Raw genomic sequence first — 15,224 nt, forward strand, 5'->3', positions numbered from 1 at the left:
AGCGATTCAAGGAGACTTCGGGTGCGACGCTCGCGGAGGTCCCCGATTCGAAGCTCGAGCCCGCTTCCATCGCGTCAATCGACGAGGACGCGAAGTTCGAGGGCTGTTCCTCGGCGCCGGCTCCGGAGGCCGCGTTCCTCGCGCCTGGGTCGTGCTCCTGGTCGAAAGCATCGGACGCATGGGCCGCACCGAGCTTGGGTGCGCTCACCGCGCTCGTTGCTGCTTCCGAGGAAGAGAAGAGGTCGCGGGGTGCCTGGGCTGTTCCTGCGTCCAGGATGCGCTCGTCCGTTGCTGGCGCCTGTGAGGGCTGCTCCGTCGACCCGTGCCCCGTGCCCTGCTCACTCCCTGTCGAGGGCTCGTCCTCATCGGGATCAAACAAGCTCGCGGTGATGTCGAAGTCGAGTGCGCGATCTTCGTCAGCGGCGAGAGAGGTGGCTTCGGAGGATGCGGACGCCGTGGCCGCGGCACTCTCCGTCCACGAGGACGATGCCTGCTCGGTCGTGTTCTCGAGTCCTGGAGACGTGTCGGCGGCGCTCGCGTTGAACGAAGCCGCATCCGACGGCTCACCCTGGCCATGGTGCTGCACTGGCGGTTCCGCTTCGGGTGACAGGCGAGGAGCGGTGTCCTCGACGTGCCGTGCGGTATCTCCGGTGTGTGGGCTCAGTGCCTCGCTGGGCGTCCCGGCTTCATCGGTCGCTGGAGCGAAGTGGCCGCCTTGCGGAGTCTCCGGGGTGTGGTCGCTCTCGGTGGCGAAGGAGCTGCCTTGAGCAGCCTCGGTGGCGAAGAGACCGCGCGGTCCGGTCTCCGGAGCAGCAGGAGGACTCTCCGCCTCGCCGCGCTCATCCTGGGAGGTCGCTACCTGCGCCGGCGGCTCGGGTGGGCGGACTGGAACCGGCTTGGGTGCCTGCGTCTTGCGAACCAGCCCAGGGACGGTCTGCTGCGGCTCGGGGGCGGCCCGACGCGCGACCACACGGTCGACGAGCGCCTTGCTCGCGGCGTCCAGTTTCACGAAGCGCACCGTCATCCCAGCGCGCCCGCCGCCTGCGTCCACCTGCGACTTCACCACCACGCCTTCGCCGCGCAGCAGTCGGGTGCCATCCGCGAGGACGAACTCGAACGCCAGTCCGGTGCCCTCGGGCTTCAGGGCACGCGTGGCGACGAACACGCCTCCGCGCGCCACGTTCGAGCCGTACTTGTCGACGAACTCCTCCTCCGTGCTGTACGGGAGGCGGATGCGCAGCGGAAGCAGCTTGGACACAAGCCCGCTCATCGCAGGGGGATCCGCACCTCTCCCCCCGTCCCTTGCATGATCAGGTGCAGGGCACCTTCCCGCAGGGCCGGCGGGGGGAGCTCGAACAGGAGGATGATGTCGGCGCGCTCTTCAGGGGCCCAGGTGCGGCGCAGCGGCCGCGTTCCCGCGAGCACCTGCGCGTCCCGGGCCAGCACATACGACGCGCCTTGCGCGTCCACGACCGTGACTGACTCCAGGTCCAGCGTCACGGGCTTCGGGCCCACGTTCTGGGTGACGAACTGCACGCGGAGGAACAGCTCCTCCGTCGTCACGCTCATCTTCCCCGAGCCCTTCGCCGAGTGAGAGGACTCCAGCCCGGTGAGCTTCACCGCCACCGAGTCCACATGCACCGTGGCGTTGCCCTCGGGCACGCCCAACTGTCGGGGCGCGGCCTCTTCCAGTCCCGCGGCGAGTCCCGCGAGCTGGGCGTTCGGCGCGCCCCGGGTGGCCTCGGGTCCATGGGCCTGGCGCCCCCCCTGGTTCACCCGGTCCACTTCCTGCCGCAGCTTCTGGAGCGTGCGCTCATCCGCCGTGCCCAGGGCCTCGGACGAGGGCTCCTCCTTCGTGCAGCCCCCGATGAGGAGGGCCGCAGCCAGGAGGCGCGCCACCGGCGCCAGCACGAGAGAGGCGCGAGCGCTCACGCGTTGCCCGCTCCCTTCACCAGCTCGTACAGCTTCTCCAGCGCGGCGGGCAGCTTCGACGCGTCGGGGCCGCCAGCCTGCGCCATGTCGGCCTTGCCGCCGCCCTTGCCGCCGACCTCCTTGGCCATCTCTCGTACGAGGTCTCCCGCGCTGATGCCCTTGGCCACCACGTCCTTCGTCAGCGCGACGAGGATGATGGCGCGGCCGTCCTTTTCGCCGCCAATGGCGATGACGCCGGATCGCATGCGGTCGCGAAGCTGGTCCGCCATGCCGCGGAACACCTTGTCGTCCGCCGGGTCCACTCGCGTGGCGAGCACCTTCATGCCGTTGACGTCGCGCGCCTGCTCCAGCAGGTCCTTGCTGCCGGCAGTGTTCGCCTTCACGGCCACTTCCTCGACCTTGCGCTCGAGCTCCTTCACGCGCTTCTGCGCCGCTTCCACGCGCTTGACCACGTCCTTGGGGGACGTCTTCAAGAGCTCGGCCGCCTTGCGCAGTTCGTGCTCCTGCTCGCGCACGTGCTGGAGCGCGCCCACGCCCGTGAGCGCGATGATGCGGCGCACGCCGGACGCCACGCCGCTCTCGCTGGAGAGCTTGAACAGGCCGATGTCGCCGCTGCGCCGCACATGCGTGCCGCCGCACAGCTCGGTGGACTCCGGATGCACGGTGACGACGCGCACCGTCTCGCCGTACTTCTCGCCGAACATGGCCACCGCGCCGGACTTCTTCGCGTCCTCGAGCGCCATGACGCGCGTCTCGGCCGCGGCGTTGTCGCGAATCCAGCCGTTGACCAGGTCCTCGACTTTCTCCGCCTGCTCCGCCGTGACGGGCCCGAAGTGCGAGAAGTCGAAGCGCAGGAAGTCCGGTGCCACGACGGAGCCCGCCTGCTTCACGTGCTCGCCCAGCACCAGCTTGAGCGCCTTGTGCAGCAGGTGCGTCGCGGAGTGGTTCGAGCGGATGGCCTTGCGGCGCTCCACGTCCACCGCGGTCTGCACCATGTCGCCGACCTTGAAGGTGCCCTCGGTGACTTCCACGGAGTGGACGATGAGGCCCGGCACCGGACGCTGCGCGTCCTTCACCTGCGCCACCGCCTTGCCGCCGTGGCCCACGATGTTGCCGCTGTCGCCGAGCTGACCGCCGGACTCGCCGTAGAAGGGCGTCCGGTCCAGCACCAGCTCCACCTTGTCGCCCTGAGACGCCTGGACCACTTCCACGCCGTCGCGAATCATCGCGCGGATGCTGCCCTCGCCCTCGTGGCCCTCGCCCTCGTAGCCGAGGAACTCGGTGGTCCCGAGCTTCTCCACGAGCTTGAGGTAGACGTCGCCGACGGCCTTGTCCTTGTTGAGCTCGCCGCCCTTGCCGCGCTCGGCCTCCTTCACCAACTCCGCGTCGAAGCCGGGAATGTCCGCGTCGAGCCCGTGCTCACGGAGGATGATCTGCGTCAGGTCCCACGGGAAGCCGTAGGTGCCGTGGAGCAGGAAGACGTCCGCGCCGGACATCAGTGTCTCGCCCGCCTTCTTCATCCGGGTGACGTTCTCCTCAATCATCTTCATGCCGCGGCTGAGCGTTCGCCGGAAGCTCTCCTCCTCGTGCTCGGAGACCTTGAGCAGGAAGGGACGGCTCTCGCGCAGCTCGGGGTACGCGTCACCCATCACCTCGATGACGCGGTCGACGACCTTGAAGAAGAAGAGCTGGTCCAGCCCCAGCAGCGTGCCGTGGCGGATCGCGCGGCGCATGATGCGGCGCAGGACGTAGCCCCGGCCCTCGTTGGAGGGCTGCACGCCGTCCGCGATGAGGAACGCCGCCGCGCGGCCGTGGTCCGCGATGACGCGGTGGGAGGCGCCCGTCTCCTGCGAATACGGCTTGCCGGAGACCTCGACGACCTTCGCGATGATGTTCTGGAACAGGTCCGTGTCGTAGTTGGAGCGCTTGCCCTGCGCAACGGAGGCGATGCGCTCCAGGCCCGCGCCCGTGTCGATGGACGGCTTGGGCAGCGGAATCAGCGGCGCGTCCTTCTCCTTGCGCTCGAACTGCATGAACACGAGGTTCCAGATTTCGAGCCACCGGTCGCAGTCGCACGCGACGCCCTGACACTTGCGGCCCGCGGCTTCCTCGACACAGGGGATGTCGTCACCCTGGTGATAGTGGATTTCGGAGCAGGGACCGCACGGGCCCGTCTCGCCCATGGACCAGAAGTTGTCCTTCTTGCCGAGCTTGTAGATGCGGTCGCGAGACACGCCCTGCTGCGCCCATAGCTCGAACGCCTCTTCGTCCCAGGGGATGCCATCCTCGCCGTTGAACACGGTGATGGACAGCCGCGCCTTGTCGAGCCCGAGCGTCTTCGTCACGAACTCCCAGCCGTACGCAATCGCGTCCGCCTTGAAGTAGTCGCCGAAGGAGAAGTTGCCGAGCATCTCGAAGAACGTGTGGTGCCGGGCCGTGTAGCCCACGTTGTCGAGGTCGTTGTGCTTGCCACCGGCGCGCACGCACTTCTGCGACGTGGTGGCGCGGCTGTAGTCGCGCCGCTCGCGGCCGGTGAAGACATCCTTGAACTGGACCATGCCCGCGTTGGTGAACAGCAGGGTCGGGTCGTTCGCCGGCACCAGTGAGGAGGAGGGGACGCGGCGGTGTCCACGCTCCTCGAAGAACTTGAGGAACGCCTCGCGAATCTCGGAGGCGGTCAGGGCGGAAGGCATGGTGCGGGTATATGCCACAAGAGGAGGCCGCGCAGGAGTTCTTGGAGGTTGCATGAGGGGGAGGACGGCCCGGGAGGGGGGACTCCGACAGCCCTGGCACGCCTGGACGGCAGGTGGGGTGGGGGGCGGGAAACACCGCGCCACGCCCGCGTGGGGTCCGCCCCTCAGTGTCCGTTCGCGGCCTTCTGCTTCACCACCCGGGCGGGGGCTCCCGCCACCACGGCCATGGGGGGCACATCCGAGATGACCAGGGCTCCAGCGCCAATCACCGCGCCGTCTCCCACCGTCACCGGGCCGATGATCTGCGCGCCCACGCCCACATAGACGTTGCGGCCGATGCGGGGGACTCCCGCCTCGCCGCGCCTCGGCTCCACGCTGACGTTCTGGGAGAGGAAGCTGCCTTCGCCCACTTCCACCCCCGGCGCCACCACCACGCCCACGCCGCCGTAACCCAGCCCCACGGAGGCGTGCAGGCGCGCGTCGATGTCCACGTGGCAGTGCAACAGCCGGTCACCCACGGCGGCCACCATGCTCGGAAGCACGGGCACACCCAGGCTCTTCAGCCGCCTCGCGGCCCGGTAGAAGGTCAGCGCGTCCGGGCCCATGCCCCACCGCGCGCCACCCCCCAGCGACCGGACGGCGTCTCAGCCTGGAGGCGGTCCTCGCCCACGCTCGCCATCCCGAGGAGGGAGGTGGGGGGAGACAGGGAAGCCGTCCAGGGTGAAGGGCGCGTCGTGGCCATCGCTCCGCGCCAATCTAGGGGACCTCCTGGCCCGGGCCAGCCGCTCGTTCGAGAGGCCCTGGGGAGCGTCCGCCAGCGAACCTCCGACGGTCCGCGCTGGCCCTGGAGTGCCACCGGGCGGACACTCGGCTCGGTGGCTCACGGGGGCGCGTGCTTCAGGAGGCCGCGCTCTCGCGCAGCCGCTTCAGGGCCTCCTCGACGTACTGGACGCCCTTGGGAGTGATGGCCTTCCCCTTCTTGGTGTCCTGCGCGTAGCCGGCGTGCAGACGCAGGGCCTTCGCGGCGTTGGGGGCGGCGTAGGTGACGCCCAGCTCGCCCCAGAAGCGGGACGTCGTCCCCGACGTCACTTCCAGGTCCAGCTCCACCGCCCGGGCCAGGTACAGCGGAATCAGCGAGCGCACGAGCTGATCCTTCAGCTTGCCCGCGGAGCGCAGCTCCTCGTGACGAGGGTGCGCGCGGAGCGCTTCCATCAGCTGGCCCACGGCCTGACCCGTGTCCGCCGAGGATGCCGCTGGGGACGCGGGAGCTGCCTCGCGCTTCTTCGCGCGGGCCTTGCTCCGGGCCGGGCTCTTGCCCGACTTCGTGACGGAGGCCTTGGCGGTGGCGGGCTTCGCGGACTTCACGGCCCGGGTCTTCTTCGCCACCTTCGAGGCACGAGGCGCCGGTGGCTCGGCGGCGACGGCTTCGGCGGGAGGGCCGTCCGCCTCGGAGATGGGGCGCGGGCGCGGTGTGCGCTCGACGCGAGTGGACTCTGGCGCGCTGGGAGGCGCGACGGCCACGGGGGCAGGGGACGGCGAGTCCCGCCGATCCACGTGACGGGGTGCGGAATGGTCGGCACCGTTGCGGGAAGGGGCCTGCGGGCGCGCATAGCCCAGGCGCGAACGCACCTCTTCCACCACGCCGCTCAACCCCACTTGCTGCAGCAGACCTTCCAACCGGGAAGCGAATGACACCGGGCATGCCCTCCTGGACGTGCGCACGTTACCCCAGGATGGCCCCAGGTCGGATCCACCCTGCCTACGCAAGCAGGGAAGGTGGGTGTGCGTGGACCGGGCATCCTGCAACTGTTCGTCAGCGGGCAGACGGCGCTACACTCTCCGTCGTCCCCGCCATGCGGCTGCCTGCCCTCCCCCTCCTCGTGTTGCTCGTCGTGCCCGGTGTGACCCTCGCCCAGGGGGACACCCGCCTTGCGTTCCTCGGGCGCCAACTCACGCAGGGCAAGGACCCCCGTTCGCGCTCCCAGGCGGCCCTGGTGCTGGGGGCCACCGAGGATCCGGAGGCCGTGACGCCCCTGTGTGGCGGCCTGAAGGACCCGAGCGAGCTGGTGCGCGCGGCCGTCGCCAAGTCCCTGGCGAAGCTGCAGGAGTCCTCCGCGCTGCCCTGTCTGGAGGCCCACAAGACGGAGGCGGACGCGACGGTGCAGGCTGCCGTGCGCGAGGCGGTGAGCGCGCTGAAGGAGTACCAGGCACGACCTCCGCGCTTCTACGTTTCGCTGGAGGGGATGAAGGACCTCACGCGCTCGTTGCCGGCCGAGCTGGTGAAGGCCACCGAGGCGCGGTTGCGCTCGCGGCTGATTCGCCGGGGCGCGCTGCTGGCGCCGGCCAAGGAGTCCAAGGCGGCGGCGAAGGGGGCGCTGAAGAAGCTGGGCCTGCATGGCTATCGCATCACCCCGGAGGTCCATGCGATGGAGGGAGGCGGGTTGCGGGTGGCCATCGTCTGCCTGAGCTACCCGGACCTGTCCCTGCTGGGGCAGGTGGATGTGAAGGCCGCGGGCGCGCAGCCGGCGGACCTCCTCAAGGCGCTGGTGCCGCGCGCGGTGGAGGAAGCAGCGGAAACCTTCGAGTGGAGCAACGAGACATGACGACAAGCACGACGGCGCACGCGGCGGCCCCGAAGCGGCGCTGGCGTAACTTCCTCCTGGATACGAGCTTCCAGCTCAAGCTGACCGCGTACATGGTTGGAGTGACGGTGGTGCTGTCGGCCCTGCTGGGCGTGTTCCTGGTGCGCTCCGCCTGGGCGCTGATGCGGGAGACGGCGACAGCGGTGGAGGCCCGCTCCCGGGCCGCCGAGGTCAGCCGGGAGTTGTCCGGCGCCACGCTGTCCAACGAGCTGCTCGCGCGGATGGACGACCCGACGTTCGAGGCCACCTTCCGGGAGAAGGCGCAAGGCATCGACGCGGCCTACGAGGCGGAGCGGGCCGCCATCGTCGAGCAACGCGCGGAGCTGGAGTGGCGTCAGCGCGCGACGTGGTGGGTGCTGGGGGCCTTCCTGGTGGGCTTCATCGCCGTGGTGGCGATGGGCACCATCGTCGTGACGCACCGGGTGGCCGGGCCGCTGTTGCGCATCCGGCGCATGGTGGGCGACGTGTACGAGGGCAAGCTGCGCCCGCCGCAGTACGGCCTGCGCGACGGCGACGAACTGCGGGAATTGTTCGACGCGACGCGGAGCATGATGCAGAAGCTGCGAGACCAGAGCGAAGAGGATGCTCGGGTGCTGGCGAAGGCGCTGGAGACGGCGGAGCGCTCCGGTGTGCCGGGAGAGTCGCTCGATGAGCTGCGCGCGCTGGAGTCCCGCTTCCGCGCGCGCCTGGAGGCCTGAGCCCCGCGCAGCCGTCCCCGGTCAGTGCTTCCGGGGACGCAGCTTGCGGAGCTCGGCTTGCATCTTCGCCATTTGTTGTTCGGCGTCCTTGAGAGCCAATTCCAGCTTACGTCGCTGCCGGGTCTCCGCCTGCCGACGTCGACGGGCCTCCGCTTGTCGGCGCAGCCGGGCCTTCTCCATCCGGGCCTTGAGCTGGTCAATCATCTCGGTGGACTCGAGCAACAGCGTCTCACCGGCCCAGACGAGCATCTTGTCGCCACGGACCTCGAACTCGAGCCCCAGCACCTTCGAGGTGAACCGTCCCTGCTTCGGCCGAAGGGGGACATAGGTCCTGTCCTTGGCGGACTTCAGCCGGAACCCCTCCAGTCGCTCCCGACCCGCGTCGTAGATGAAGTATTCGCGGACGCCGAGCCGCGCGTTCCGCTCCACGTTGACCACGGCGTCCTTCTTCCGGTTGCCGCCCGAGTGAACCTCCATCACCCAGTCCAGGCCCTTGCCCTCATGGCTCACCAGCCACTTCTCACGAGGGTGTGGCTCGACGTCGAACACCACCAGCAGGTCCGGCGCGAAGCGGCGCTCCCCGGGGTAATACACGGGCAGCTCCGAGCCGACGTAGGCCTTGCGCCGCCGATGACGGAAGTGATGCCTGAGCACATCGAGCACCCGGTGCTTCGCGTCTTGATGCAAGTCCCCCTCGGGCGGCGACATCTCCCGGTACGTCACCTCCGCCGGCAGTGACTCCACCACCTGCGCCCTCTCCTCGGGCCCCATCGCGTCCCACGCCTCCTGGGTGGGCGCCCGAGGGAAGGCGTCACCACGAACTCTGTCCGCGTGCCGTCCCATGCTTCAAAGCGTGGAGTTGGCAGCCTCGCGCGTCAATGCCCGAGGCGGATGAGCAATGCGTGGGCCATGCACAATCGCGCGCGCTCTGAAGCAGAAATCAAGCAATGCGCGTGAATCGCGTTCCAGGACTCCGTGAAGGAGTCCACGGGAGCGGACTTGTGAAGCTTCACGGTGGCGAGGCCACGTCCACGGTGAGCCCTGTCTGCTTGAGCACGGCGTGGATGCGCAGGCGTGCCTGGGCCCACGGAAGCGCCTCCACGCGATAGCCCTCGAGCGCTTCCATGAGGTGCGCGCGGTAGCTCGGGTGGCCCGGGTCCGCGACGATGACGACGCCTCGGTCCGTGGTGGAGCGAATGAGTCGACCCACGCCCTGGCGCAGGAGCAGCAACGCGCGCGGAAGTCGGTACTGGAGGAAGCCCTGGTACTCGCCACCGGAGCGGGCCAGCGGCTCCTCACGCGCGGCCACCAACGGACGCAGCGCGGGCTCCAGCGGGAGCTTGTCGATGAAGACGCAGCCCACGCCCCGGCCTGGGATATCCACGCCCTGCCAGAAGCTCTTCGTGCCCAGCAGCACCGTGCCCGTGTCGCGCTCCTGCCGAGCCGCCAGCGAGCGACTGTGTCCGCGCGACTGCCGCAGCACTTCGATGCCCAGCGGCTCCAGTCGGCTCCGCGCTTCCGCGCCCACGCGCTCCATGCGCCGCGTGGAGGCGAACAGGCCCAGCAGCCGTCCACCCATCGTCTGCGCGAGGCCCGAAATCCGCGTCGCGGCCCACTCGACAAACGGGTCCTCGTGCGCGCGCGGCGCATCGGTGACGAGCACCACCAGCGCCTGCTCGTGGAGCTGAAAGGGAGACGGTGCGCGCAACAGCCGAGGGGCAGGGCGGTCTCCGCGTCCATCCAGCCCCAGCCGCTTCAACACGAAGGGCGTTCCCGAGCCGTGGCTCGTGGGACCCAACGTGGCCGAGGTCAACACCAGCGCGCGCTTGTTCGCCGCGAAGTCACGCGACACATGGAACGACACGTCCACTGGCTGCGCGCCCACGTTCCATCGCTGTCGCCGAGGCTCGGCTGTCGCGGAGTAGCACCGTCCCGCCGCCGCTTCGCCCGAGAGCTCCTGCGCCAGCGTCGCCAGTTCGCCCAGCTCCGTGGTGGCACCGGACAGTTCGCGCTCCAGCGCGGGCATCCGCGCGGCGAGCTCCGGCAGGGCCTCCAGCACCCGCACCGCGAGCAGCGTGTGCAGCGCCTGCAGCGCGCCGCGCACCAGCTCCAGGCCGTCACGCACCGGCTCCCACGTGGGCAACGCGCGCACCGCCTCCGTCACGCGCAGCTCCGGCGCATATGCGCCCTCGTCGGGGTCCTCTCCCGCAGTGGTCGCCGAGGGCTCGCACAGCTCTGTCACCCGCGAGCCCAGGTCCCGCGCCTCGTCCATCAGCCGGCGCAGCGCGTCCTCCACCTGGCCCATCAGCGCGCGCGACTCCTCGCGACGCGACGCGGAGAGGGCGCGCCGCAGCTCCGCGAAGAGGCCGTGGCGTCCATCGCGTCCGTGCAGTCGCTCGGTGAGCCGCTGGAAGGCCAGGTCCGACAGCTCCACGGTGAGGGCCGTGGTGGCCACGTCCTCCACCTCGTGGGCCTCGTCGAGGACCAGATGCTCCAGCTTCGGGTAGCGCGCCGGCCACGCGAAGGCGAGGGACTGGTTGATGACCAGCACATCCGCCTCGCGCGCCTGGGCCACGGCCGAGTGGTAGAAACACCGGTGGTAGTGCGGGCACTTCTCGCCGAGCGTCGTCGCGGCCTCGGAGCGCACCGCGGGCGTCAGGCCCATCAGGACGGGGAAGCGCTCGCGGAACCAGTGGCTCAGCCGGTCCATGTCGCCATCCACACTGCGGCGCAGGTACGCGCGCAGGTAGGCGCGAGGCGCGCGAGCCGAGTGCCCCATGCCCGGCTCCACGCGCGTGGCCTCCAGCGCGCGGCGTCGGCACAGGTAGTTCGACTGTCCCTTGAGCAGCGCGTAGCCGAAGGTGCCGCCCATCGCCTTGTGCAGTCGAGGCAGGTCCTTCTCCAGCAACTGGTCCTGGAGCGTCTTCGTGTGCGGGGCCACGCCCACCTTGCGCCCGTTGCGCGCGGCGAAGAGGGCCGCGGGCGCCAGGTACGCGAGCGACTTGCCCGTGCCCGTGCCCGCCTCCACCGCCACCTGCTCACCGTCCGACAGCGCGCGCGCCACCGCATGCGCCATCTCGAGCTGCGCGGGCCGACTCCGGAAGCCCTCCTCCATCCGCTCCAGCGCGCCTCCAGCGCCCAGCACCGCCGTCACCTCGTCGGCCCGCACAGGCAGCACCGGCGCGTCGGTCTCGGGCTCGGGCAGCGAGGGGACACCGGCCGCTCGTCGTCGCTCGGGCTTCCCGCGAAGGAAGCCTTGCGTCTCCAGCGCCAGCGACGCGGGCGCGGCGCGACAGGCGTCGCTCAGTCGCGACAGCAGCTCCAGCAGCGGCCACTCCTCGTAGTCGAACGCGCCGCCGTCCGTCTCTGGAGGCCCCAGCCGCCGCGCGGCCCGAGGGTCCAGCGTGGCCAGCAGGTCGGAGACGTCCTCGCCCCGGCCCTCGCGCACGAAGCGGTCCATCGTCTGCACGAGCACGGCGTGCACTGCTTCGCAGTCGGACAGCGCGCGGTGCGGCTGGCGGATGCCCAGCCCGGCCCAGCGCAGCAGCGACTCCAGCGAGTGGCTGGTCAGCTCCGGGTGCAGGTAGTGCATCAACTCGCACGAGTCGAGCACCGGCGCGCGGATGGGACCCAGCAAGTCCGGCAGGAAGCCCTTCTCGAACGGCGCGTTGTGCGCCACCACCGTCCAGCCCGTGAGCCGACTTCGCAGCTCCTCGATGTCAGTCCCGAAGCGAGGCCGACCCGCCAGGTCCGCGTCCGTCAGGCCCGTCAGCCGTCGGATGGTGAGAGGCAGGGGTCGCGACGCCGAGTACAACCGCGCGAAGCGGTCCACCTCGCGTCCGTTCTCGAAGAAGAGACACCCCAGCTCGATGATTTCGTCGGCACGTGGATCCAACCCCGTGGTTTCGAGGTCGAGGAAGACATGCCGCGTGAAAAGCTCCGCCGCGCCGCCCATGCAGGGCCGGGAGACTAACGCTTCCCGGCGCGGTGCCCAGATTTCAGCCTACGTCTTCAGTCCACCAGGAAAACGCCGGAAATCATCTTCCCCATGGCACACCCGTAGACGAGTTTTCCGGACTCCTTGGGTGTGAAGGAGATGTCCACCGGCTGGTTGAGCGGCAGCGGCGTGTTGATGTCGTAGCCGTCCATCACCACTTCGGTGGCGCACGTCTGGTCCGTCTTGCGCGTCACCACCAGCTTCACCGGCTCGCCCTTCTTGAGCGTCACGGGGCTGGGCTCGTAGCCCTTCTCCGTCACCGTCAGCTCCACCACGCGCACGCCGTTCTCCCGCTTCTCGGGGACGGTGGGCGCCGAGGGGGCCGCTTCGGCGGCGGGCGTGTCCTTGGTGCATCCCTGCTGCGTGGCGCCCACCATGGCGGCCGTCGCGGCGAGCGCGAGCCAGGGCTTGATGATGCGGGAGAAGAAGGGGCGCATGGGGTGCCTCGAACGAAGAACTTGCGAAGGTGAAAGGGGCGGCGCCCCCGACGTCAGGGCCCTCAGGCCTCGTCGACGGGAGCGCTCGCGGGACCCGGCTCGAACCGGAGCAGGGCGTGGAGCGGGACGAAGACCTCGTGGCCCGGCTCACCCAGGAGCAGGTCGAACCGGCCCACGTGCATCAGCGGGAGCTGGAGGGTGATGCCGTTGCGCAGCACCAGCTTCACCGTCTCGCCCAGGTGGTCCAGGAACGCGCGCGGGTCCGAGTACGGACGCTTGTCCGGCTGACGCGCCACCGTGGAAGGCTTCTGCGTCAGCTTGGCGTCGCGCTCCAGGCCAGGCAGCAGCCGTTCCCACTCCGCGCGACGCGCCAGCAGCACCACCTGCAGCTTCTCCAGCCGCCCGGTGCGCTCCAGCGTGAAGGCGATGGGCTCCTCCGCGACGAGCGTGTCCAGCAGCGAGCGCTCCGCCAGGACGACGGAGACCTCCACCTTGCCGGCGATGAGGCCGCCGAGCAGCTCCGCCACCACGGCGTTGTCGACCTCGCCGCGCGCCTGCTTGATGGCCGCCTTGCGCTGGGTGCGCTCCTTGCGCGCCATGAACTCCGCCACCGTCATGCCGCTCTGGAGCACGCCGAAGGCATCCCCCAACGACAAGCTCGGCGTCTGGCCCATCAGCTCGTAGACCTGGTCGAAGCGCTTCGCCTCTTCGGCGTGCAGCTTGCGCCAGATGCGGGCCTTCATCTTCCCTTCCAGCTCCCCCTTGGCGATGCGCGCGGGCACATGCTCGCGCTGCGCCAGCGCGAGGATCTGCTCGGGCGTGGGCGGAGGCCGAGGCGTCGAGGAGCGGAAGCCCCCCGGCCGACCACCGAAGCCGCCCGGACGCGCGCCGGGTCCCCCCGGGCCTCCGGGTGCTCTCGGCGCCAGTGGACGGGCCCCCGGCGTCACGCTCGCCGGACGCGGCGAGGGTGCGGGTGCCGCGCCGGTGGGCCGGGGAGTGGGCAGGGGGGCGGCGGTCGTCGGCGCCGTCGCCGCGGGAGCGGCGGGGCGGGGCGAAGGACTCACCCCCGAGGGCCGAGGAACCGCCGGCGTGAGGGGGGGCGCCGTGCCGGCGGTGGGCCGGGGCGTGGGCGTGGGGCGCGGCGTGGGCGCCGGAGGGGCGGATTCCAAGGGGGACGGAGTCTGGGCGGCGCTGCCGGGCGTCGAGGCCGGCCGCCGGATGACTTCGACCGCGGGAACCACCCGCCGTGTCTTCCGATCGTTCACAGTCGTACGTTACCTGATGCGAGGAGCCCGAGCATGCCCGGCTTCACGGCTGGAGGGAGGCTGAGAGGTCCACTTTCCACCCAGACGGCTCTCGGACCATCCGGACCTCGTGGGTGCTGCCTGACGAGCGAACGAGCACGGTCGCCTCGTCGCCCGCCTCCCGGACCAGGGAGACCTCCGTAACATCCGGAGGAGGGGGGACATTCGCGAAGAAGAGGCCCAGGGGCTCGGGTTTCACCGCGCCCCCGGAGGCGTCACTCACCGCCTGGGCCCGCTTCGTCAGGGCCGTCTGGGTGGGCTGGGACAATGCGCCCCAGGCCGCGCGCAACTCGCCGCGCTTCACCAGACGGTGGAAGGACGTATACGCATCTTGCGGTGTGCCGAAGCGGGGCTGGTTGCAGCCGGCCACGCCCACCAGGAGCAGGGCCAGCAACCAGGGCATCGTCGCGGTCAGGCGCATGGACGTGGGGTTTAGGTCAAAGCGGCGCCGGGGGAAAGCCTTGGGTGCGTCCGTCTCACGGAACGTGTTGCTGGACACGGTTGCGCCCCGCTCCCTTGGCCGCGTAGAGCCCCGCATCCGCCGCGCGAAGAAGCTCCTCCGCGCTCCCCAGGTCTTCCGAGGGCACCGTCGCCACGCCGAGCGACGCCGTCAGGCGCACCTCCTGCCGCTTCCCGTCCACGCCCACGTGCTCCACCCGCAGGCCGGCGATGGCCTCGCGCACGCGCTCGCACACCTTGAGCGCGTCCGCCGTCGCCGTCTCTGGCAACAACGCGATGAACTCCTCCCCGCCATAACGCGCCAGCACGTCCACCTCGCGCAGCCGCGAGCGCGTCGTCTGCGCCACCGCCTTGAGCACCTGGTCCCCGAAGGGGTGGCCGAAGGTGTCGTTGATGCGCTTGAAGTGGTCGATGTCCAGCATCACCAGCGACAAGGGGGACTGGTAGCGCCGCGAGCGCGCGAACTCGTCGCTCAGGCGCTCCTCGAAGCAGCGCCGGTTGAACAGCCCCGTGAGCGCGTCGGTCCGGCTGAGCGCCAGGAGCTCCTCGCGCCGCCGCGCCAGCTCCTTGTTGGCCTTGTCCAGCTCCCGGTTCTTCTCCACCAGCGCGTCCTGGAGCGCCTTGAGCCGCAGCATCGACTTCACCCGCGCCGACAGCTCCAACATGTCGAAGGGCTTCACCAGGTAGTCGTCCGCCCCCAGCTCCAACCCCTCCACCTTTCCCGCCGCCTGCCGCGCCGTCATCAGAATCACCGGGATGAAGCCGAAGCCTTCCTCCCCGGAGTTCGCCTTGATGATGCGGCACACCTCCACGCCGCCCAGCCCCGGCATCTCCACGTCCATCAAGATGAGGTCCGGCCGCGCCTCGCGAATGGCCGACAGCGCCTGTGTGCCGTCATGGGCTTCCTTGAAGACGTACCCCCGCGGCGCCAGCCCCTCGCGCACATGTGCCACGTGCGATGGATCGTCATCGACGATGAGCACCGTCCGGCCGCTCAGCTCGCCGCCTGCCCCAGTCCGCCGGGCTACCTCCGGCGTCCTCTTCCTGTCACCCTCCGCCATG

General features: G+C 70.2%; 12 protein-coding genes and 1 pseudogene. 2 read left to right on the forward strand and 11 right to left on the reverse strand.

The window, feature by feature from the left end; all coding sequences use genetic code 11:
* Positions 1-1,021 precede the first annotated feature (1,021 nt).
* The 5 genes and pseudogenes from HUA74_RS45305 to HUA74_RS00575 form a co-directional block, all read right to left on the reverse strand.
* A pseudogene (locus tag HUA74_RS45305) lies at positions 1,022-1,270 on the reverse strand (TIGR02266 family protein); the annotation flags it as partial.
* On the reverse strand, positions 1,267-1,932 hold the full coding sequence (locus HUA74_RS00560) for a hypothetical protein (protein ID WP_174453003.1): 666 nt from the start codon (positions 1,930-1,932) through the stop codon (positions 1,267-1,269). The gene HUA74_RS00560 and the pseudogene HUA74_RS45305, both read right to left, overlap by 4 nt.
* Positions 1,929-4,625 (reverse strand): alanine--tRNA ligase, encoded by a 2,697-nt coding sequence (alaS, locus tag HUA74_RS00565; RefSeq protein WP_174453004.1) that lies wholly within the window; start codon positions 4,623-4,625, stop codon positions 1,929-1,931. Before alaS ends, HUA74_RS00560 begins: the two co-directional genes overlap by 4 nt.
* A gap of 164 nt (positions 4,626-4,789) precedes the next feature.
* Positions 4,790-5,230 (reverse strand): acetyltransferase, encoded by a 441-nt coding sequence (locus HUA74_RS00570; protein WP_141647926.1) that lies wholly within the window; start codon positions 5,228-5,230, stop codon positions 4,790-4,792.
* Between the two features lie 292 nt (positions 5,231-5,522).
* Positions 5,523-6,320 carry a hypothetical protein gene (locus HUA74_RS00575; protein ID WP_174453005.1) on the reverse strand — a complete coding sequence of 266 codons (798 nt, stop codon included), beginning with the start codon at positions 6,318-6,320 and terminating at the stop codon, positions 5,523-5,525.
* A 158-nt stretch (positions 6,321-6,478) separates the two neighbouring features.
* Here HUA74_RS00575 and HUA74_RS00580 point away from each other — a divergent pair, with 158 nt between their 5' ends.
* On the forward strand, positions 6,479-7,228 hold the full coding sequence (locus tag HUA74_RS00580) for a HEAT repeat domain-containing protein (protein WP_174453006.1): 750 nt from the start codon (positions 6,479-6,481) through the stop codon (positions 7,226-7,228).
* Positions 7,225-7,965, forward strand: a complete 741-nt coding sequence (locus HUA74_RS00585; RefSeq protein ID WP_141647923.1) for a HAMP domain-containing protein — start codon at positions 7,225-7,227, stop codon at positions 7,963-7,965. The genes HUA74_RS00580 and HUA74_RS00585 overlap by 4 nt, the downstream gene beginning before the upstream one ends.
* Positions 7,966-7,986: 21 nt before the next feature.
* Here HUA74_RS00585 and HUA74_RS00590 read toward each other — a convergent pair whose 3' ends face one another.
* The 6 genes from HUA74_RS00590 to HUA74_RS00615 all read right to left on the reverse strand — a co-directional run bounded on the left by HUA74_RS00590 (position 7,987) and on the right by HUA74_RS00615 (position 15,223).
* On the reverse strand, positions 7,987-8,736 hold the full coding sequence (locus HUA74_RS00590; protein WP_254614275.1) for a Uma2 family endonuclease: 750 nt from the start codon (positions 8,734-8,736) through the stop codon (positions 7,987-7,989).
* A gap of 238 nt (positions 8,737-8,974) precedes the next feature.
* Positions 8,975-11,920 (reverse strand): helicase C-terminal domain-containing protein, encoded by a 2,946-nt coding sequence (locus HUA74_RS00595; protein ID WP_141647921.1) that lies wholly within the window; start codon positions 11,918-11,920, stop codon positions 8,975-8,977.
* Positions 11,921-11,976: 56 nt separating this feature from the next.
* On the reverse strand, positions 11,977-12,399 hold the full coding sequence (locus HUA74_RS00600) for a cupredoxin domain-containing protein (protein ID WP_174453008.1): 423 nt from the start codon (positions 12,397-12,399) through the stop codon (positions 11,977-11,979).
* Positions 12,400-12,461: 62 nt separating this feature from the next.
* A complete protein-coding gene (locus HUA74_RS45310; protein ID WP_254624857.1) occupies positions 12,462-13,568 on the reverse strand; it encodes a hypothetical protein in 1,107 nt (368 codons plus the stop codon).
* 139 nt (positions 13,569-13,707) lie between these two features.
* The gene (locus tag HUA74_RS00610) at positions 13,708-14,124 is read right to left on the reverse strand and encodes a hypothetical protein (RefSeq protein WP_141649421.1); all 417 of its coding nucleotides are present in this window, start codon (positions 14,122-14,124) and stop codon (positions 13,708-13,710) included.
* Between the two features lie 55 nt (positions 14,125-14,179).
* Positions 14,180-15,223, reverse strand: a complete 1,044-nt coding sequence (locus HUA74_RS00615) for a diguanylate cyclase (protein WP_141649420.1) — start codon at positions 15,221-15,223, stop codon at positions 14,180-14,182.
* Position 15,224: the final 1 nt, after the last annotated feature.

The organism is Myxococcus sp. CA051A, from assembly GCF_013336705.1.
In the GTDB taxonomy this organism is placed as follows: domain Bacteria; phylum Myxococcota; class Myxococcia; order Myxococcales; family Myxococcaceae; genus Myxococcus; species Myxococcus llanfairpwllgwyngyllgogerychwyrndrobwllllantysiliogogogochensis.

Bases quoted from the DNA above. Each gene is read 5' to 3' on its own strand.
- alaS (WP_174453004.1), bottom strand. From the start codon at position 4,625: ATGCCTTCCGCCCTGACCGCCTCCGAGATTCGCGAGGCGTTCCTCAAG.
- HUA74_RS00570 (WP_141647926.1), bottom strand. From the start codon at position 5,230: ATGGGCCCGGACGCGCTGACCTTCTACCGGGCCGCGAGGCGGCTGAAG.
- HUA74_RS00580 (WP_174453006.1), top strand. From the start codon at position 6,479: ATGCGGCTGCCTGCCCTCCCCCTCCTCGTGTTGCTCGTCGTGCCCGGT.
- HUA74_RS00585 (WP_141647923.1), top strand. From the start codon at position 7,225: ATGACGACAAGCACGACGGCGCACGCGGCGGCCCCGAAGCGGCGCTGG.
- HUA74_RS00590 (WP_254614275.1), bottom strand. From the start codon at position 8,736: ATGGGGCCCGAGGAGAGGGCGCAGGTGGTGGAGTCACTGCCGGCGGAG.
- HUA74_RS00595 (WP_141647921.1), bottom strand. From the start codon at position 11,920: ATGGGCGGCGCGGCGGAGCTTTTCACGCGGCATGTCTTCCTCGACCTC.
- HUA74_RS00600 (WP_174453008.1), bottom strand. From the start codon at position 12,399: ATGCGCCCCTTCTTCTCCCGCATCATCAAGCCCTGGCTCGCGCTCGCC.
- HUA74_RS00610 (WP_141649421.1), bottom strand. From the start codon at position 14,124: ATGCGCCTGACCGCGACGATGCCCTGGTTGCTGGCCCTGCTCCTGGTG.
- HUA74_RS00615 (WP_141649420.1), bottom strand. From the start codon at position 15,223: ATGGCGGAGGGTGACAGGAAGAGGACGCCGGAGGTAGCCCGGCGGACT.